This is a genomic window from Maribellus comscasis (assembly GCF_009762775.1).
GTDB classification, from domain to species: domain Bacteria; phylum Bacteroidota; class Bacteroidia; order Bacteroidales; family Prolixibacteraceae; genus Draconibacterium; species Draconibacterium comscasis.
Map to the genome: position 1 here is coordinate 2,919,428 of NZ_CP046401.1, position 19,172 is coordinate 2,938,599.

The 19,172-nt window shown below is 39.1% G+C and carries 13 protein-coding genes; 2 read left to right on the plus strand and 11 right to left on the minus strand.

Going from position 1 to position 19,172, the window contains the following annotated elements:
* Nucleotides 1-45 precede the first annotated feature (45 nt).
* The 8 genes from GM418_RS11590 to GM418_RS11625 form a co-directional block, all read right to left on the minus strand.
* Nucleotides 46-972 (minus strand): dihydrodipicolinate synthase family protein, encoded by a 927-nt coding sequence (locus GM418_RS11590; protein ID WP_158866202.1) that lies wholly within the window; start codon nt 970-972, stop codon nt 46-48.
* An 8-nt stretch (nt 973-980) separates the two neighbouring features.
* Entirely contained in the window at nt 981-1,685 is a 705-nt protein-coding gene (locus tag GM418_RS11595; protein ID WP_158866203.1) for a FadR/GntR family transcriptional regulator, read from the minus strand.
* A gap of 196 nt (nt 1,686-1,881) precedes the next feature.
* Nucleotides 1,882-3,504, minus strand: a complete 1,623-nt coding sequence (locus GM418_RS11600; protein ID WP_158866205.1) for a diflavin oxidoreductase — start codon at nt 3,502-3,504, stop codon at nt 1,882-1,884.
* A 9-nt stretch (nt 3,505-3,513) separates the two neighbouring features.
* A complete protein-coding gene (locus GM418_RS11605; protein WP_158866207.1) occupies nt 3,514-4,662 on the minus strand; it encodes a PepSY-associated TM helix domain-containing protein in 1,149 nt (382 codons plus the stop codon).
* Between the two features lie 129 nt (nt 4,663-4,791).
* A complete protein-coding gene (locus GM418_RS11610; protein WP_158866209.1) occupies nt 4,792-7,143 on the minus strand; it encodes a TonB-dependent siderophore receptor in 2,352 nt (783 codons plus the stop codon).
* Between the two features lie 361 nt (nt 7,144-7,504).
* Nucleotides 7,505-8,605, minus strand: a complete 1,101-nt coding sequence (locus GM418_RS11615) for a glycoside hydrolase family 26 protein (RefSeq protein ID WP_158866211.1) — start codon at nt 8,603-8,605, stop codon at nt 7,505-7,507.
* Complete coding sequence (locus GM418_RS11620) at nt 8,602-11,433, minus strand: sugar-binding domain-containing protein (protein ID WP_158866213.1); 2,832 nt, start codon at nt 11,431-11,433, stop codon at nt 8,602-8,604. Before GM418_RS11620 ends, GM418_RS11615 begins: the two co-directional genes overlap by 4 nt.
* Nucleotides 11,434-11,529: 96 nt before the next feature.
* Nucleotides 11,530-13,143: a hypothetical protein gene (locus GM418_RS11625; RefSeq protein WP_158866215.1), complete on the minus strand. Its 1,614-nt coding sequence runs from the start codon at nt 13,141-13,143 to the stop codon at nt 11,530-11,532.
* Nucleotides 13,144-13,302: 159 nt separating this feature from the next.
* On the opposite strand from GM418_RS11625, the gene lplA reads away from it, so the two are divergent.
* Nucleotides 13,303-14,262, plus strand: a complete 960-nt coding sequence (lplA, locus tag GM418_RS11630) for a lipoate--protein ligase (protein WP_158866217.1) — start codon at nt 13,303-13,305, stop codon at nt 14,260-14,262.
* 108 nt (nt 14,263-14,370) lie between these two features.
* Here the strand turns inward: lplA and GM418_RS11635 are convergent, their stop codons facing one another.
* From GM418_RS11635 to GM418_RS11645, 3 genes are all read right to left on the minus strand, one after another.
* The gene (locus GM418_RS11635; protein ID WP_158866219.1) at nt 14,371-15,744 is read right to left on the minus strand and encodes a TrpB-like pyridoxal phosphate-dependent enzyme; all 1,374 of its coding nucleotides are present in this window, start codon (nt 15,742-15,744) and stop codon (nt 14,371-14,373) included.
* A gap of 568 nt (nt 15,745-16,312) precedes the next feature.
* The gene (locus tag GM418_RS11640; RefSeq protein ID WP_158866221.1) at nt 16,313-17,125 is read right to left on the minus strand and encodes an SDR family oxidoreductase; all 813 of its coding nucleotides are present in this window, start codon (nt 17,123-17,125) and stop codon (nt 16,313-16,315) included.
* Nucleotides 17,122-18,111 carry an NAD-dependent epimerase/dehydratase family protein gene (locus tag GM418_RS11645; RefSeq protein WP_158866223.1) on the minus strand — a complete coding sequence of 330 codons (990 nt, stop codon included), beginning with the start codon at nt 18,109-18,111 and terminating at the stop codon, nt 17,122-17,124. Before GM418_RS11645 ends, GM418_RS11640 begins: the two co-directional genes overlap by 4 nt.
* A 470-nt stretch (nt 18,112-18,581) precedes the next feature.
* Between GM418_RS11645 and ybaK the strand changes: the two genes are divergently transcribed.
* A complete protein-coding gene (gene ybaK / locus GM418_RS11650) occupies nt 18,582-19,049 on the plus strand; it encodes a Cys-tRNA(Pro) deacylase (protein WP_158866225.1) in 468 nt (155 codons plus the stop codon).
* Nucleotides 19,050-19,172: the final 123 nt, after the last annotated feature.

The window sequence follows — 19,172 nt, forward strand, 5'->3', positions numbered from 1 at the left end:
GGTCCTGTGTTGCAACCACAGGACCTTTCTTTAACTAAACTCTAACTATAAATTTGTTGGGTTTATTAGATTGTAAAACCCTACACTTTTAATTTCATTTATAAAATTATTATATTCAATTTCAGTCATATTTCTCAAAGGAACACGACATTTTCCACAATCAATACCTACGGATTTCATTAAGGCTTTCCCAGCTACAACAGCGCCATTGTATTTTAAAAGAATATTTATAATTTGCACTGTTTTGTTTTGCATAGCTCTCGCTTCTGCCAAATTTTTATTTTTGAAAGCATTAATGATCTGATTGTATAAAGGAGCCATAAAATTATATGTGCTGCCAACAGTGCCCTTCGCCCCAAAAGCCAAACCGGCTAAAAGCATTTCATCAAATCCGCTTAAAATATCCCATTTCCCATCATCGAGTTGAAGGCATTGCTGCATTTCCATAAAATTGTTATGGGTGAATTTTATCCCGGCCAGGTTGGGAATTACCGGTGCTGCTTTTTGCAGAAATTCAACCATAGACAGGGTAACCCCTGAAACAGAGGGAATATGGTAATAATAAAATGGCAAGTCAGGAGCAGCTCCAGCCACTTCCGCACAAAAATCGACAAGTTCTTCAGTTTGGGTTGGTTTTAAAAATACCGGTCCCATAGAACCGATAGCATACGCTCCCGATTTTTGCGCGTGTATCGCCAATTCGCCTGATTGCTTTGCAGAAGTCGTTCCGACATGAACTATTATTTTAAAATCATCAGTTTGCTGTTCAAGCCATTTCTTAGTAATTGTTTTACGTTCACTATTGGTCAATAACATTCCTTCGCCGGTAGTTCCGCAAATAAAGACTCCCTTAAGTCCGTCTTTTTTTAGCTTTTCGGCATATTTTTCAATAACAGTGAGGTTAATCGACCCGTCTTCATTCATTGGCGTAAACGGCGCCGCGATGAGTCCATTTATTTTTTTTAATTTCATAATATATATTAATCGTAATTGTATAAAAATTCCCAGTAAGGTTTAAGGTGCTTTTGCATGGCATTTTGGTAACCTTCTTTATCGCGATTTTTAATAAAATTCAAAAGATCTGTGTGTCTGATAATTTCACCTTTTTGGTTTAGCTTTTCGTTGACGGGTAAAAAATAACTTTCATAATTTTGTTTTGAAAATTCAAAAACGGGGTGCATTATCCGGTTAAATTGAAGAATAAAATCATTGCCTGCAATTTCATATATTTTAGTATGAAAAATCATTTCATCTTCTACAGAAAGATTATTTATACCGATAGCTTGCTGCCGGGAGACAATTTGCTCGAGCTCCTCAATTTTTTTTTCTGTGATATTTGCAAAAAGAAATTCCGCGATGCCGATTTCTAAGGCGATCCGCATTCCCATCATTTCTTTGATGGTTTTAATACTCAATAGATTAGGGTCTAAAACCTTTTTGAAACCGTTTAAAAGAGGAGGTTCTGTAACAACAATTCCTCTTTTTGTACGCGATTGAATAAGTCCTAACATCCGTAAGCGGCTCATGGCTTCGCGAACTACATTTCTGCTGGTACCGAGCATTTCAGAAAATTGCATTTCATTTGGAAGCGAATCTCCCGGAACCAAATGGTTTTCCTTGATGTATTCAATGATTTTTTCCTCAACCTGATCGGCAAGCGTAGTTGTTGATAAACCTGTTTTCATATTGGTTTAATTAGGATTAATTCTATTTGTAGTACAAATATAACAAATGAAGTTTTTTTTAAACAAAAATTTGGAAATGTTATAAAACATAGTCCCGGCTGATAGTAAAAGCTATTATCCTTAAAAGTGTTAGGGCGTTTTTTTCGTTGATTGTATTTTTTTGACTTTTAGGTTAGTGACAGCAGTTTTTTTGCTTTTAATACAAATCTTCGTGCCATCTGTCATCTTCCTCCAGTTTTTCAATATATGCAACGGCCTTTGCGCCTGGTTGAAGAACTTCGGAAAGACTTGAAATAGCTGCTTTTCGGACATCGTGCCCCATTTTTACTGAGCCACAGACATAAACATGCGCTCCGCTTTCCAGCCATTCGTAAAAAAGTATGGCGTGTTTTTCCAGTTGATGCTGTACATATATTTTTTTTGCAGAATCTCTTGAAAATGCGACATCAAAACGAGTAAGTGTGCTTTTGTCAAACAGGTCTTGCCATTCTTCCTGATAGAAAAAATCCCTGTGTGCGTGTTTTTCTCCAAAAATTAACCAGGCCGGGTTATTTTGGTTTTCCGCAACCAGTTCCTGCATAAACGCACGGAAAGGGGCAATACCTGTCCCGGCTCCAATCATTATTATGGGTTGATTGCTTTTTGGCAGACGGAACGCTTTGTTTGGAATAACTTTTAGCTTTATCCGGGTTCCGGGTTTTATCCATTGGTTTAAATATGACGAACAAGCCCCTAAACGCGTTCTTTCGTGAACCTGCAAACAAATCAGTTTTACCATGAGGTGCAACTCGTCCGGGTTGGATTTAATACTGGATGCTACAGAATACAGCCGTGGCTGAATCGGACGAAAAATTTCAGATAGCTCATCAAGGTTGCCTTTCCAGGGAAAATCGGTGAGCAAATCAATTGCATCAGATGTTTCCAGATAGTTGCGGAATTTTTTTTCATCGGACAAGAGTTTTTTTAATTCCGGATTTTTGGAAATCTTGAGATACCTCTCCAGCAATCTTTTACTGATTGTTGTAATTTCTATCCTTTTTGTCAGAAGTTCTTCCAACGTATAATTTTTGTCTTTATATGTCACTTGATTTTCGGGCGTGCTTCCTAATTTTTCAATTAGCGCACTAACTAACGCTGCCGGGTTTTGCGGAACAATACTCACCGAGTCTCCCGGGAGGTAATTGAAATTTTTGTCGTCAACGGTTAAAACAAGGTGATACACAAGTGGCTCTGCTGTTTTATCCAGCGCGTAACGATTTTTAACAGTAGCGCCAAAATATTCCTTGTTATTGTTTCGCTGAATATTTGCTGCTGTATTTTTCGGTTTCCCAGACCGGTATTTTCCCAAAAAAGTTGAAACCCATTGCGCTGCCGTTTGGTTAAACTCTACATCGCAGTCTACTCTTTCCAAAAAACGCGAGGCACCCAATTCTTCCAGGCGCTGGTCAATTTCTTTTCCGGTTTGACAGAATTTTTCATAGCTGCTGTCACCCAATGCACATACTGAAAAACGGAGTTTTTTTAAATCCGGAGTGTCGTTGGCAAACAATCTTCGATAAAATTTTCTGGCTTCTGAAGGGGGTTCTCCTTCGCCATGCGTACTTACAACGACTAACAGGAAATTTTCTTCCGGCAGACGGTCAAAGTTGTATTTTGACATGTCAGCCAATCGGGCATTAATTCCGTTTTGTTTGAAATATTTGAACGATTCCTTGGCGATAAACTCCGAGTTTCCCGAATGTCCGCCAAAGAGTACGGTCAGTTCGGTTGGAGATAGCTTCTTTTTGCCAAATATTTTTTTTATAGCTGTTGTTAACATGATTTTTATTTACTGGAAAAGCGGCTTTTTACGCGTTTTACGTTTGTTCCACCACACCAAAAATCCGGTGACGGGCAACGACGCACAAACCAGGCTTACGATAAAAGCAAGTATTTTTCCCGGTATTCCCAATATTGCTCCAACATGAATATCGTAATTGGCGGTTATCAGTTTTTCGCCAAAATTTTTGTCGTTGTGTGTTCGCTCGCTAAGCAACTCTCCTGAATACTGGTCGAACTGAAGCTGATGAGTTTTGTAGTAAACTCCCTCTTTATCGCCAACATAAATATTAAGTGCTGCCAGGCTGTCGGCAGGCGGTACAATTCGGAATTGGGCAGCTTGCGAATATTTTTGTAATGTTTGCTGAAATGCGAAATCGATGGCTTTTGAATCTTCAACCTGCGTTGGAACCGATTGTTTTACTTCAACAGCAGGCGGTACAGTTGTTCCTGAGGCTGCGACATACACAACCGCCTGAAACCATTTAAAAGCCCAAACCATACCGGTGAGTGCAATTATCAGAGCAAAAATAAGACTGTAAAAACCAAGTACGTTGTGCAAATCGTAGTTTTTTCGCTTCGCAGAAGTGCTTTTTTTCCATCGTATCCAAAACAGATTTTTTGCACTTTTAAAACTTTTGGGCCACCATAAAACCAAGCCGGAAATTAATAAAATCACAAATATTAGTGTACTCCAGCCAACTATGGGTTGCCCTATTTTGGTGCTGAGAAGCAAACTCCAGTGAAGATATTTTACAATGTTAAAAAAGTCTGTTTTTTCATCATAGCTTCCGGTTGTTTCTCCTGAATACGGATCGACGTAAACTGATTCGTAGTGGTCAATCATATTGAAATAGGTTGTGGCTTCTGAATTTCCTTTGTAGCTGGAAAACACCCAGCTTTTATCGGGCTTATTGTAGATATTTACCCAACCAATTTTTTTTTCACCCAAAAGTTCCTGTGCGTTTTCAAAAAGTTGCGACGGCGAAAGTATCTTTGAAACAGAAGGTTTTGTTACATAAATTGCTTCTTTTCGGGCAAGTTTTGTGAACTCCTGATTAAATACATAAATACAACCGGTTACTGAAACAATAAATACAATAATTCCTGACGCCAATCCCAGCCACAAGTGTATTTTTCCAATCCAGTTTTTTATCATTATTTTTTCTTTTTTTTAAATATCTTTTCAAAGAACTTCGACCGCGTTCAACCTAAAAAGGTTGGCGCAGCCGAAGTTGAGTTAGTAATTATTTTGGGGTGAAATATCATTGCACCGTCTTTTTTCTGCTTAAAAGCGATATCTTACATTTAAACGGAAGTTAACACCAGGCTCGGTTTGCCAGTAATAATAGTTGGCATAAGCACTTCCCGAGTAGAGGTACTCATCAAGCAGGTTATAAACATTTAGCCCGATAGAGTATTGTTTATCTTCCCACGACAGTGCTCCGTCAAGTCGAAAGTAATCCGGCATCTCCGATTTATTTTCTGCTGACCAGGTCCAGGATGAACGATCTACGAGGTACTGATAGCCCAGGGCAAGTCCAAATCCGTTTAGGGCGGGATTGCTGAACTTATATTTTAACCACCCATTGGTCATATGACGGGCGTGGCCCGCAAGACGGGTTCCGACTACATTGGGGTCGGTATCTTCGGTTATTTCTACATTAGTGTTGGAGTAGTTTAAAATAAGCTGAAGGCCTTCTGTGATTTCACCCTGAACATCGAATTCCAGACCTTTTGATTGAGCTTCTCCCAACTGAATACTAAAATTGATATCGGACGGATCAGTCGTCAATACGTTTTCTTTGGTGATTACATAAAACGTAAGTGCGGAACTCCAGTTATTATCTGCCCAGTTTCGTTTAATACCAAATTCAATATCGTTGCCTCGAACCGGTTCAAACGGATTTCCGTTTTTTGTTGTTCCCGATTGCGGAATAAACGATTGATCGTATAAAGCATAAACTGATGTTTTTTTGTCGACGGTGAAATTTGCTCCGGCTCGTGATGTAAAAACATTATCACTTGTGCCGGCGCCATAGGAGGAACTATTAAAAGAAGTATATCGTCCGGCAAGTGTTAGTAGTAAACGATTATTGAAAAATCCAAGCTCGTCTTGTACATAAAGGGCTGTATAACTTTGACTTTGGTTGGCGTAATAGCTTCCAAAAGCTCTTTTTCTGATACTTTGAGTTCTGTCCCAAACCGGCATTACTGATGACGGTACATAATGAACGGGATTGTCGTAAGTCAATGGATTGTCGGGGCCTGCCAAAGGTCCGCTCTGAAACCAGTCGGCGTAATATTCCTTGTTGCCTATATCCAGTCCGGCTAAAATGGTGTGGCTTACCGGACCTGTTTCAGCCGTTCCGTTTACATAAACCTGTCCTTGCTCAGCAAAACTAATGGCATCCCAAATGCCAATTGAGCGGTAAATTCCAGCTGTTGTAACCGAATCGGCCCAAAGTGAACTTCCTGAAATTTTATAATCGAGATAAGAAACTTTTGCTGTAAAATCCCAGTTATCTGAAAGTTCTCGGGTAAATGTAAGGAAAGCATTGTGTTCACGCATGTTTGTCGGATCAATATTGGGTTCCGCCAAAGTGTAGTCCCGCGGGAGGGTACCCATTCCTTCCGGGGAGAAAACATAAGCAGACCCGACCACCAGCAATTCAGAGTGCTGGTAGATATACTCGGCAGTTAATGTTGTGCGGTCGTTAATGATATATTTTAATGATGGTGCAATTGAGTATCGTTTATTGTATTCATAATCGCGATGTGCTCTTTTGGTTAATCCCATTATGTTTAAACGGTATAACAGGCGGCCGTTGTCGTTTAGCTTTCCATTCATGTCAGCAGTAGCACGGAGTGTGTTAAAGGAACCATAAAGTAGTGAAACTTCGTTCATTTGGTTTAATTGTGGTTTTTTGGTAACCACATTGTACAGTCCACCGGGTTCACCTGAAGACAACATAAAACCGGCTGGTCCTTTTACAAATTCTATTCGGTCAACAAGCGAGATGTCCTCGGTTAATGGTCCCCATGGCAAATCCACGTTAAACCCGTTTCTAAAAGCCGGAAGTTTAAACCCTCTCATGTTAATGCGTGCAAAAGTTCCCCAATGTTCTATCATCATGGCTCCGCTTGTATTTCGGGTTACATTTTCCAACATATCAACTGCTTGCTGGTCATCAAGTAATCCTTTGGTGATAACCTGAATGTTTTGCGGTATTTGGAGTAAAGGTGTTTTCATTTTTAAAGCATCCGACGATACCAGAGCTCTGTAATTTGTTGAGTTATCTCCCACAACCCGTACTTCCGATATTTCCTGTTCTGCTTTTTTCATAACGATATCGGGAACAATGGTTTCCTCGCCGGCAAAAACTTCGATGTTTTGCTGTTCGCTTTTTAAGCCCACAAAAGATACTTCAAGAATGTATTTCCCGGGAGTTATACCCGTAATTTCATAAAAACCGCCGGGCGAGGTAATTGTACCCTTTGCCGTTCCGATGATTCCGATATTTACCGCGGAGCCTTTGTTTTCTTCAGGAATAATAACTTTTCCACTTATTCTTCCTTTTTGGGCATATAGTGAGGTCACGATGTTTAGTAATAACAGTAGATTGAATAATTTTTTCATTTTGTTTGAATTTGTTTTAATACTGTTTGTAACATTTGTTATCGACCTACAGTATCGAAAGTCCGTGTTACAAGAAATTTGTACGATTTGTTTTTCTGTAAATCATTCCCATTTTCTATTGGGCATTGATTTGTATTAATAGATTGAGGACAAAATTAGCTTCCAGGCAAATCAGTATCAATCCTAATAAATAGCGATTTAAGAGGGGAATATCTTTTGTTTTATCCACAAGTTTTGGGATGCTAATCGCTTGTTTCGCTTGAATATATAGCCTGAGACGGTGAGGTAGCGAATCAGGAGAGGAATCCCTATTTATTGTATTTTGGGATCAATAAAATTTTGTATTCAGCCAGGATGTTTATTATTTATAAAGTGCTATGTCAGTAATTTCTTTTTGAAAAAGTGTCTTTGGATCGTTGTAGAATTTGATAAAATCGTTAGAGTCGGGGCTTCCTTTGTACGCTGAAAAAGCGCCGTGATCAGCAGGTTGCCACGGATTGCGCCAAACCAAAACATACGCCAAATCGAAAGGGCGGAGCGTTTGCAAGATTGTTTTTGTCCACCATTCTGTATTTTTGGCAATTGGTCCTCCTGTTTCGCTAACTGCCGCAATCTTTCCTTTTGTTTTTGCCTGACTGGTAACCACTTCTGCACAGTTTTGTAACGTTTTCGGGAAATCGGAACCACGGTCGTATAAATCAAAGGCCAGGATGTCAACAATATCATCGCCGGGGTAGCGCTCCAAATATTCCTCAGTTGTTGAAAACCTATCAGTGGAATAGGTGTAAAGTACATGATGAATATTTTTTTTATTCTGAAGATAGTTTACAGTGAATCTCCAGAGTGAAGTATATTCCTCAACCGAGCATAAATTTTTACCCCACCAAAACCAGCTTCCTGTGTGTTCGTGAAACGGCCGGAAAAGTACAGGAATTAAAGTGCCTTCGTCAGTTTTTAATCCCAGCAGAAAATCAGCCAGTTTATCCAGATAAGCTTTAAAAAGTTCGTGTTTTTCTCCTCCTGGTAGTATCGATTTTACAACTTGTTTTGAAGATGTGTCCCAGGAAGTACCGCCAGTCAACGGATTTCGCAGGTGCCAGCTAATGGTGTTTACCCCTCCCCTTTTATAAACTGTTTTTATCCACTCCTGAATTTTGTCGAAATGAACAGAATCCAAACTGTAAGGATCTCCCAATTCCAAGTGTCCAAGTTCCCATCCGTAAACCGCGGGGTAATCGCCGCAAACATCTTTCACATCCGAACGATCTTTTTCGTATATCCAGCCTATACCGTAAGCCAGATCATCCTGATGTCCAAACATCATTCTTTCATGCTGTAGTTTTAATAAATTCTGATACAGTTTTATAGTTTCTTTTGTAGCTTTTTTATCTGCCGGAACCGGCTTTGCGGCGTAGCTTGTTACTCCGGAAATCAGGAGCGCGAAAAGGAATATATTTTTCATTTTAGTATTGCTTTAATTTGTTTTTCAGGGAGTTGAATTGCCGGATTGAATTTATCGCTCTTTGTATAATTGAGCAAGCTTATTCTTAATTGTCTCGCTTCAGGACGGTTTTCAAGATTATTCACTATGTCAGCGCCACTAATTAGCAGGCTTCCCTCTCCTACTTTTGTTTCAAAAATAAGCGCAAGTCTCCGATTGGTTACCCAATTGTCGACAATACGAACAATTGGTTTTAAATCCTTTGGAAAGGAATCCAGTTGAATTGCGTCGGCATGGCTCATTGCGTCCTGCCACTGCCAGCTGGAATAAAACTCTGTAGGGAACAGCTCCAATGCAGGGTGTTCGGGATTACAAAGAATGCCAAGTGTGTGCGGCTTTTGATTGTTGGTCCAGGCTGTGTTCCAAAAAATACTTGAGAAACCTACACCAATATTTCCTCCCATATCAGGGGTTGTTTTTCCTTGTCCCAGGCTTAACAACACTTTTCCTCCATCTTTGAGGTATTGAACAGTTGTTTTGTCCAACTTTTCTACCACTTTCACGCTTTCGTTTTGTGCTGAATTATTTTCCGGATAAACCCAAATGCCCCATGAATTTACAAAATCGCCGATTGTAACTTCCAGGGTTAATTTTCTTGGCCGGTTTTCTTTTTGGAACTGAACCTGTACCTGACCAAGTTGCGTTGTATTTCCCAGCGGAATTTTTTGTCCTCCCAATGTTCCTTCAGCAATCGTATTTTCTTTTTCTTTAAGTTCCCACAAAGGATTTATATTTTCAAAAGCTTGTTCGCCAAAATGCGCAACTTCGATTGTTGCGTTGAGGATTTCGCCTTCGGTAAAAATACGTTTTTCAAGTCTTGCCAGTGGAACTGTTGTATTACAAAAGCGGCGGTATTCTTCCGGTGAAATATATCCTTTTTCTTCCCAAAAAGGGTCAAGGATGCCAACCAAAGCAGTTCCCTGACCGGGGAAGTCGTGCAAATCGAGTAACTGAAATCCTGCAAAACCAGGAGTTCGAAGGGCAGCTTCAATGTCGGCTTTATAACAAAGAGCCTGTAATTTTCCTGATGCCAGTAAAAAGCTGTCGGCCAGTTCACCCATGTGGTGTGCGTTCAGGCTTTCGCGGAACAATTCAAAGTTTTTGGGTTTCAGAACGCCGGAATACTTTTCAATTTCCTTAAAATTTGGATATACACACCACTGGCCAATTTCGTGACTAACCACCGGAATTCCATCATCGGGTAAGCGATCCGACCAGTCAAAATCAGTAGAGGGCCGTTGTGAATTGATGATGCTGTTTAATTCTTCTCCCCATCCCTGGATTCGGGGTTGTGGCAAAACATGAAAGTCGTTTTCCTGCAAAGCCGGCCAGCCCGAAGCTCCCGTATAAACCCTGCGATCGTCTTTTCCCTTCCAGTAATTTACAAATTCGGAGAGGAATTCACTGTATCGTGGCCCACCCGGTTCATTTCCGTATGCCATCATAACAAACGAAGGGTGGTTACCATATTCCTGAACAATGTGTCTGCTTTCTTCCCAAATAAAATCATCAACCGGAAAGCCGCTTCCCAGTTGCGTACTTTGGTTTGCCCATGATGAACACTCTACCTGCAGGTAAATACCCATTTTGTCGGCTGCTTCAAAAGCCGCTTCAGGCGGGCACCACGAGTGAAACCGAACATGATTTAATCCGTGATTTTTAACAGCGGTAAATACTTTTTCCCAAGGGGCAATACGGGTAGGAGGATAGCCTGTTTTTGGGAAAATAGCACATTCCAGTGTGCCGCGTAAAAATACCGGGCGGCCATTGATCTCAAAACGACGACCATTGTTTCCAAATTCACGTAAACCAAAATCAACTGTTTTTTTGTCGAGCAATTGTTTGTTTTTTAAGCTAACGGTTAGTTCGTAAACATTTGGATGGAATTCGTCCCATAATTGTGCATCTTCACCCAAATCAAAGATCATTTTCAAAATGTTTTGGCCCGGAACAATTCCAAAATCAAAAATTTTCTTTTCTATGTTTTGACCGGTATTTTTTAGTCTGGCAGAAACAAATGCTTTTACCGACAGATTTTCAACAGAGGCATTAAAAACATTAAGTTTAATGGTTGCCGTTTTTTTATGAATGTCCGGGTAGACTTCAATATTTTCAATGTATGTTTTTCTTTTTGACTGTAGCGAAACGTTTCCAACAATACCGTTCCAGTTCGATTGTGTGTGATCGGAAATACTGTGTGAATTTTCGCCAACATCGATATCTTTTGTCCGGTTATCAATACAAATGGAAATAACATTTTCACCCGTTTTTAGAAATGAAGAGATGTTATAAATATGAGGTGTGGCCAGGCTGTTTTGTTTATCAACTTTTTTGCTGTTTATCCAAATTGCCGATTGCCAGTGTACCCTTTCCAGATTCAAAAATACAGTTCGTTCAATCCAGTTTTCAGGAATTGTAATTTTTTTGTTATACCATGCTGCTCCGGTATATTTTTTTTCGGGTTGAAGCCAGAATGGAAATTTAATATCAAGCGAATCTTCGTAAGGGGCATAATTTGGATCTTGAAACCAATCAGGTTGGAGAATGCTTCCGGTCCATTTGGTTTTCAGCGCGACATCATAACCTTTTCCGTTTTCAACCATTGACCCCGGAAGTTGAACGGTTTCTGAGAAATCCTTTTCAAACCAGTTTTCCCGTTCACCCCGATCATCAGGATCCATCTGAAATTGCCACTCTCCGGAAAGGTCGATGGTTTCTATGGGATTCTCTGAACATGAAAACAAGGCGAAAACAAGGGTTAAAATCAGAAAAATTTGAGCTAGTCTCATCGGTTAAAGAATTGATGTTTTGAACGAAATTATAAAAATTGGAACGATTTCTTCGAAAAATATTTTGTTGAAATTTTTTATCTCTTTTTGTCTGGATCAGGGGAGATTTTGTTTGACGGCAATAACTAAAGTTTCACCTGCCGCTACTTTTACCGGAATTCCTTCAGGAAGATGGTTTGTCGGATATGTTCCGGTCAGTTCTTTTTGAGATGAAGTCAAAGTGTAATTTTCTCCTTCGTTTGCTGTAAACCATTCCGGAAACTGGTTAATGCGTGGATAGTCGATGGGCAAATTTAAAATGGTTTTGTGTCGCTGTGTGTCAAATACGAGTTTTCCTGTCCAGTCTTTTTCTGCGGTTATTACAAAATAGATCTGTCCGTCGTTTTGTTCGGCTCCCAGAATGACATCTTTGCGCCAGGGCTGTAACGTAGCACCCCGGGTTTTCCAAAGGCTGTACATGATAGCTGTTCGTGCAAAATTCCCGTCGCCGTGCCAGCCACCAATTATTCCGTCATCCTGCTGCATGTTAAACATTACCTGCATTTCGCTGTCGATCCAGTTTTTTAGTTCCGGCACCGGTTCGCGGTTGTATAAATTAATTCCACTTTCCAATGCATCGGCATATCCGTCGTGACTGGTGCCTTCCCATGCATAGTCGCGGTATTTCTCGTTTAGTTTCTGAAATCCTTTTAACACGGCCTCGCGGTATTCTTCTTTACCGTCGACCAGGTAAACCGAGTAATAGGCATCAAAAACATAACCCCAGTTGTCCACAATATTTGAATCGGCGATTTCACCGGTTTTCGGATTTACGGCGTTGTAAAATAAACCATCTTCGTTGCGGCCGACTTCCAAAACGCGGTCGAGCAGGGCGTAAAACGGTAGTTTGTACGCTCCCTTTTTTTGAGGATTTGCAAAATGAGCTGTAACATATAACTCACTTAATCCTCCAATAATTTCGCAGCCATGGTCACGAATTCGCAGGTAATTGGTTTGTGTAAGATCACGATCGCCGAGCAGGTAGTAGTCGCCGATTCGAATTGCCCATTCGAGGTATTTTTGATCACCGGTCATCCAATACACGCGGGATAGTGTTTGCAGCATTTCGCCGTTCACTTCTTCAATTGATGCCGTTCTTTCAAAATATCTTTCCAGGTCTTTTACTTCCTTCATATACGCTGCAAGATCATCCAGCATTTCCATCATGCGGTCCTGCCAGGGAGATTCTCCAATGTATTCATTCAGAGGTATTAATCCATCTTTAATGTATTCAGATGTACCAAAAATTACATCACCCATTTTTAGTTCGTCCGAGGCAAAATTTTGTTTTGAAAAAGACCATGTATCAGGCAATGATTCTACCCGCGACGTTAGTTCTTGTTCGGTGTTTAACATGTCGAGCATTGCTCCGTGATACAACTCTTTGTCCAGAATAAACGCCGTTAAAACCATAAATGCATAATTATCGGCAGCCGAATTGTGTGCTTCCCAAACATCGGTTTTATTTGTAAGATTGGTTGGAATCAGCCCGGTGATGCTATCGGTTTTGGTTAGCCACCCATTAACAAAATCGAGGCTTCGTATAAATCCTTCATTGGCTTGTTTTCCGTTTTCCAGAGCTTTGTTGACAAGGTCAGAATCAAATTCGGAAGGCTGTGTGCAGGCTGTCAGAATTGCTATCAGAAGTATAAAACCACTTAATTTGTTCATTTTGAAAAGGTTTAGTTATCTAATAAAAGTATTAAAAAGTTTTTGGACTATTTAACTTTTATAGAAATAGTTTCTTTAAAACGTTTTTTTGGGATATGGTAATTTTATGTAAAAAAGTGATTTAACTTTGTTCATTGAAGTTTTGATATCAAACAGCTTATGCTTTGTATTCACTTGAAAAATACCGATCCGTTTTTTTGCCTGGCGGCAGAAGAATATCTTCTGAAAAAATTTTCTGAAGATATTTTTATGCTTTGGCAAAGCAAAGATACTGTTGTTGTTGGAAAGCACCAGAATGCTCTGGCAGAGATAAATTATCCGTTTGTCCGGGAAAATAACATCACTGTAGCGCGGCGAATTTCAGGCGGAGGAACGGTATTCCATGATGCCGGTAATGTAAATTTTGCATTTATAAAGAATGTAAACAGCCCGGCTGAAATTAACTTTAAAATGTTTACAGCTCCGGTTGTAAATGCGCTTGAGAAATTGGATTTAAAAGCTACAAGCTCGGGGAGGAATGACTTGCTTCTTGAAGAATTGAAAATTTCGGGAAATGCAGAGCACGTTTTTAAAAACAGGGTGTTGCATCACGGAACTTTGTTGTACAATTCAGATTTGGAAAATCTTGGCCAGGCAATAAAAGTGGCTCCCGGAAAATACAAAAGTAAAGCGGTACAATCAAACCGGAGCCCTGTAGCGAATATTGCTTCCTTTCTGAAAAAGGAAATGCCAATAGAAGATTTTATACAGTTTTTGCTGAATGTTCAACTTGAAAATAAGGAAGCACGCTTTTACGAACCGGGTGAAAAGGATGTTCAGAATATTCAACAATTGGCCGGAGAAAAATTTAAAACATGGGAATGGAATTTTGGCTATTCACCCAAATATTCTTTTCAAAATAAAATAAATATTGATGGGAGAGGAGTGAGCATATTTTTGAAAACGTTAAAAGGGATTGTTTCAGAAATAGAAATAGGTGGTACTTATTTTTCTGATGAGGCTGCCCGACGACTTGCAAAAAATCTTCAGGGGAAACGACATTTTTTTGAAGATATTCAAAGAGAATTGGAAGGTTTTTCCAAAGTTGTTTCAGACCCTTTGGTTTATACATTCTTTTAGATAAAGTTGTTAAAAGTTAATCAAGTTCCGTTTAACTTTAAACACGATCAAAAAAAAACCGAAGCAAATTTTTTACCCCGGCTATTTATTGAATTGGTTTAGATAATCCTATTTTGGAAGAGGATAACCTTCCAGTTTTTTCAGGTTTTCAGCAATTTCCGATTCAGGATATTCATAATCGTGTAACTCGCCTGCCAGGTATTTATTGTAACCAACCAGGTCCATTAAACCATGGCCGCTGAAATTGAAAAGTATAGTTTTTTCTTTTCCTTCTTCTTTGGCTTTTTTTGCTTCCCGGATTGTTGCTGCAATGGCGTGTGTAGTTTCCGGAGCAGGAATTATACCTTCGGTTTTTGCAAACAGTAAACCTGCATCAAAACATTCGCTTTGGTGAACGGCAATCGCATCCATTAAACCGTCGCGAAGTGCGGCGCTAACAAGCGGCGCCATACCATGGTAACGTAATCCGCCGGCGTGAATAGGAGCAGGAATAAAGTTGTGTCCGAGGCTGTTCATAGCAAGTAACGGAGTCATCTGAGCTACATCGCCATTATCGTAAATAAACGGTGCTTTGGTTAGTGTTGGGCAGCTAAATGGTTCTGCTCCGATAACCTGAATATTGGCGCCGTTAATTTTGTCGTAAATAAACGGGAATGACAGCCCGGCAAAGTTACTTCCTCCGCCACAGCATCCGATAACAACATCCGGATTTTGTATACCCACTTTTGCCAACTGTTTTTTGGCTTCCAGTCCAATTACAGTTTGGTGTAACATTACGTGATTTAATACTGATCCCAACGAATACCGTGTTTCTCCTTTTGGATCAGAAACCGCGGCTTCAACAGCTTCCGAAATGGCAATACCCAAACTTCCCGGAGTATCTGGGAATTGAGCTAAAATATCACGTCCGGCCTTCGTTTCGGTACTTGGACTGGCGATACATTTTCCACCCCAGGTTTCCATCATCATTTTCCGGAAAGGTTTTTGGTCGAAACTTACGCGTACCATAAAAACTTTTACTTCCAGACCGATTTGTGCAGCAGCAAACGAAAGTGCCGACCCCCACTGTCCGGCGCCGGTTTCAGTTGTGAGTTTTTTTATTCCAAACTGTTTGTTGTACCACGCCTGTGCAACGGCAGTATTTGGTTTGTGGCTGCCGGCTGGTGAAACACCTTCGTTTTTGTAATATATTTTTGCCGGCGTCCCGAGAGCTTCCTCCAGTTCGTAGGCACGAATAAGCGGACTTGGTCTCCATTGTATCAAAATATCTCTGATTCCGTCCGGAATATCAATCCAGCGTTCCTGGCTAACCTCTTGTTCAATCAAATTCATTGGGAAAACAGGTGCCAGCATTTCCGGTCCAACCGGATTTCCATCCGGTCCGAGTGGTGGATTTAGAGGTGTTGGCAGGTCGGGTGCCAGATTGTACCATTGTTTTGGGAATTCCGACTCTTCAAGAAAAATTTTCTTTTGTCTGGTCATGATTTTATAGTTTTAAATTCATATTTAATCAAAAAAAGGGATTTGCTGTAACCACAACAAATCCCTTTTCCCGGCCTTTACCGTAAATTCATATTGTTATCTCGCGCTTCCATTTTTACGTTGCGCCAGTTCCACTCTTTTCCGTATAAAGGCATTTTGAACATATTCGATTTGTGAATAGCATGTAAAACTAATTATTTTTTCTTAAAAAAATTTCAGTTTTAGAATAAGTTTCTCTTTTCCCGACGTTTCAGAATCCCCTTATTAATGACAAATATTTAAAGCTACTGTTGAAAAACCAGCATGGTAACATTCTCCGTATTAACGAGTATTTCTGAAGAGGTGTAGGACAGCTCCGAAGTCGGTGTGGTATCCTATAATAAAAATCAGGGAACTGTTCTTTCCGCAGCGAATAGTACTTTCTGCCTGATAATTGAACACAAAGGCCGTAATTTAAAGGTATTTCTGTATTGGGTCTGATTCGCTGACTCATGATAAACGATGAAAAAATGAATTATGGAGGAGGCACATCATCGGTTTGTTACGAGGTGTTTTTATCCTGATTTATTCAACTTCCTTCTTTAGCTTTGCGGTAATCATTTAACAAAATGCGGTGTATAATAAAAGGTGCAAATCGATTTACGATTGAATTTAATTTTCCTAAAAAAGTAAATGTTTTTTTGAATTTTTTTCTTTCAATCATTTTAACAATTTGCTGCGCAACTTTTTGTTGGGGTACTTGTTTTACATTTTTTCTTAACGGTACACTAATGTTGTTTCCTTTACTATCCAAGAACGTTTTTTGAATATCATTCTCAGTAAATCCAACATAGGCGATGCCAACATAAATGTTGGTGGCGAATAATTCTATTTTTAATGATTCTGCTAAAGAAGTCAATGCCATTTTTGAACATGAGTAGGCAGAGTATTTTCCAATTCCATGTATTCCGGCTATACTTCCAATAAAAAAGACGCTTCCTTCAGTTTTTTTTAAATAAGGCAGTGCAGCTTTTGTCATGTTTGCGGGACCAAGCAAATTTGTATTAACTACCTTTCTAAACACTTCAATATCAACATCTATAAAGTTTCCGAAGGATGTAATTCCTGCGTTATTTATTAAAATATCAATTTTCCCGTATTCATAAATTATTTTTTCTACAATATTTTTACATTGATCGAAAACTGAAATGTCTCCCTGGACATGTAGAACTTCAATATTCAGTTTTTTAAGTTCATGTGCCGCAGCTTCCAGTTTTTTCTGATTCCTTCCGTTTAAAACTATTTTTGCTCCTTTTTTTCCAATTTCAATTGCCAACGTTTTTCCTATTCCACTGCCGGAGCCAGTTATTATGACAATTTTATTTGCACAATTAAATTTCATTTTACCTGAATATAATGGTTATTTAAAAACCAGTTATATGATTCTTCAATTGCAATTTTTATAGGTGTTTTTATAATATTTAATTCCTTCGCTGAGTCTCCTTCGATAAATTGTTTTTCGCAGGCAATACGAGCCATTGGATAACTAAGCAGAGGTTCGAAATGTATTATTTTACTTAGTAGTTCTCCGATAAATCCATACGTTTTTGCACACCAATCCGGAATCTTTATTTTAGGTTCGGGTTTTCCAATAATTTTGGCAGCCAAATTAAAAAATTCTCTGTATGTCATGTTTTCATTGCCAATGATATAAACTTTACCATTTGTTTCTGTATTTAAACTGTTCACAATAGCATTGGCAACATCTTTAACATGAACAAAGTTTCTGCCCCCACCAGTATAAAACTTTAATTTGCCGCTGGCTAAATTCAATATTAATTTGCCGGAACCAGGCGCTGAATCATAGGCACCAATCATAAATGTCGGAAGAATTGCTGTAGCTGGTAGATTATTTTCTGTAATCGATTTTAAAATTAATTGTAGAGCATAATACTTTGAATCGATATAATCCAATTTAAATTTAGCTCCGGGGAACGAATATTTTTGAGAAGCATCAAATTTTAACTCTGTATTAACAGAGCTGGCTGAACCAATATAAATTAGCTTTTTTACGTTGTGTTCCAATGTTTTACAAATTATGTTTTGGGTTCCGGTTACATTTATTTTGCATAACATCTCTGAACGTGAAGGCCAAACCGATGTACTGGCAGCAACATGAATAATAACATCTGTGCTTTTTACTGCATCATCCAAAGTGTCGGGAATAGTAATATCGCCATAATATTTTTTGATGTTCAGGCCGTCAAGCGAATTAGAATTCGATCGATCAAAAAGAAAAACACTGACGTCATGCTCATTTTCAAGAAGCATTCTGACTAAGTTACTTCCAAGCATTCCGTCGGCACCAGTTACTAAAATTTTTAACATTGCTAAATTCGATATTAAAATTCAAAACAAAAAGTGACTTAACGATACTATCTAAAAAACAAGATGGTAGTAAATACTTGTTTTGTTTCAGTTGCTTTTCGGTTTATATTAATCTGTAATCCATCAAAATACCACGAGTGTACCAAAGAATAAGTTAAAAAATATTTTCATACCTTACAATAGCGTTGATACCTTACAGATTGTTTCTAAATCAGTTTAGCCCGAAAAATTTCTCAAGGCTCTGCGCCAGGGTAGTTCTTTTAAGTTTGATTTTAGTGGCTTAGTCATTGGCTTTAACCTCAGATTAGATAAGCAAAATAAAAGCGCACTCCAGCTTTCTCTTGTGAAAAGGTTGGGCACTGCGCCGCAAAAGTTCGATTATAAAAAACAGGTTAGAATTAAAGTCGCATCAGCAAATTTTTGCCTATCTGCTCTTATTTTCTAAATTTTGTAGATGAAGATTTTTTGCAATGAAAAAAACAAATGCAGCCCGTTTGCTCGACAAAGCGAAGATAAGTTATGACCTTGTTGAATACACCGTTGATGAAGCTGATTTAAGTGCTGTTCATGTTGCCGAGTCTTTGGGGCAAGATGTCGACCAGGTTTTTAAGACCCTTGTTTTGCGGGGGAAATCCACCGGGATTTTTGTTGCAATTATTCCAGGAAGTGCAGAGGTAAACCTGAAAAAAGCAGCAAAGGTATCGGGGAACAAAAGTGCAGAAATGGTGCTTATGAAAGAACTGCTTCAACTTACGGGTTATATTCGCGGAGCATGTTCACCCCTTGGAATGAAAAAACATTATCCTGTTTATATTCACAAAACGTGTATGGATTTTGAATTTATTTTTGTGAGTGCCGGAATTCGCGGACAGCAACTGAAAGTCAATCCCGATGATCTGATTTCGTACATTCGCGCAGTAGTTTGTGATTTAATTTAGTACCGGAGTCACCAGAAAAAAGGAGCTTTACCTGGTTTTAAGTATTAATTTTTATAATCACGACCCTTTTATTTTTTTACTTTTCTGCTGAATGTATATTTTTGCAGCTACTTAAAAATCAGA

Excerpts from the sequence above, each read along its gene's own strand:
- GM418_RS11590 (WP_158866202.1), bottom strand. The coding sequence starts at position 972 with ATGAAATTAAAAAAAATAAATGGACTCATCGCGGCGCCGTTTACGCCA.
- GM418_RS11595 (WP_158866203.1), bottom strand. The coding sequence starts at position 1,685 with ATGAAAACAGGTTTATCAACAACTACGCTTGCCGATCAGGTTGAGGAA.
- GM418_RS11600 (WP_158866205.1), bottom strand. The coding sequence starts at position 3,504 with ATGTTAACAACAGCTATAAAAAAAATATTTGGCAAAAAGAAGCTATCT.
- GM418_RS11605 (WP_158866207.1), bottom strand. The coding sequence starts at position 4,662 with ATGATAAAAAACTGGATTGGAAAAATACACTTGTGGCTGGGATTGGCG.
- GM418_RS11610 (WP_158866209.1), bottom strand. The coding sequence starts at position 7,143 with ATGAAAAAATTATTCAATCTACTGTTATTACTAAACATCGTGACCTCA.
- GM418_RS11615 (WP_158866211.1), bottom strand. The coding sequence starts at position 8,605 with ATGAAAAATATATTCCTTTTCGCGCTCCTGATTTCCGGAGTAACAAGC.
- GM418_RS11620 (WP_158866213.1), bottom strand. The coding sequence starts at position 11,433 with ATGAGACTAGCTCAAATTTTTCTGATTTTAACCCTTGTTTTCGCCTTG.
- GM418_RS11625 (WP_158866215.1), bottom strand. The coding sequence starts at position 13,143 with ATGAACAAATTAAGTGGTTTTATACTTCTGATAGCAATTCTGACAGCC.
- lplA (WP_158866217.1), top strand. The coding sequence starts at position 13,303 with ATGCTTTGTATTCACTTGAAAAATACCGATCCGTTTTTTTGCCTGGCG.
- GM418_RS11635 (WP_158866219.1), bottom strand. The coding sequence starts at position 15,744 with ATGACCAGACAAAAGAAAATTTTTCTTGAAGAGTCGGAATTCCCAAAA.
- GM418_RS11640 (WP_158866221.1), bottom strand. The coding sequence starts at position 17,125 with ATGAAATTTAATTGTGCAAATAAAATTGTCATAATAACTGGCTCCGGC.
- GM418_RS11645 (WP_158866223.1), bottom strand. The coding sequence starts at position 18,111 with ATGTTAAAAATTTTAGTAACTGGTGCCGACGGAATGCTTGGAAGTAAC.
- ybaK (WP_158866225.1), top strand. The coding sequence starts at position 18,582 with ATGAAAAAAACAAATGCAGCCCGTTTGCTCGACAAAGCGAAGATAAGT.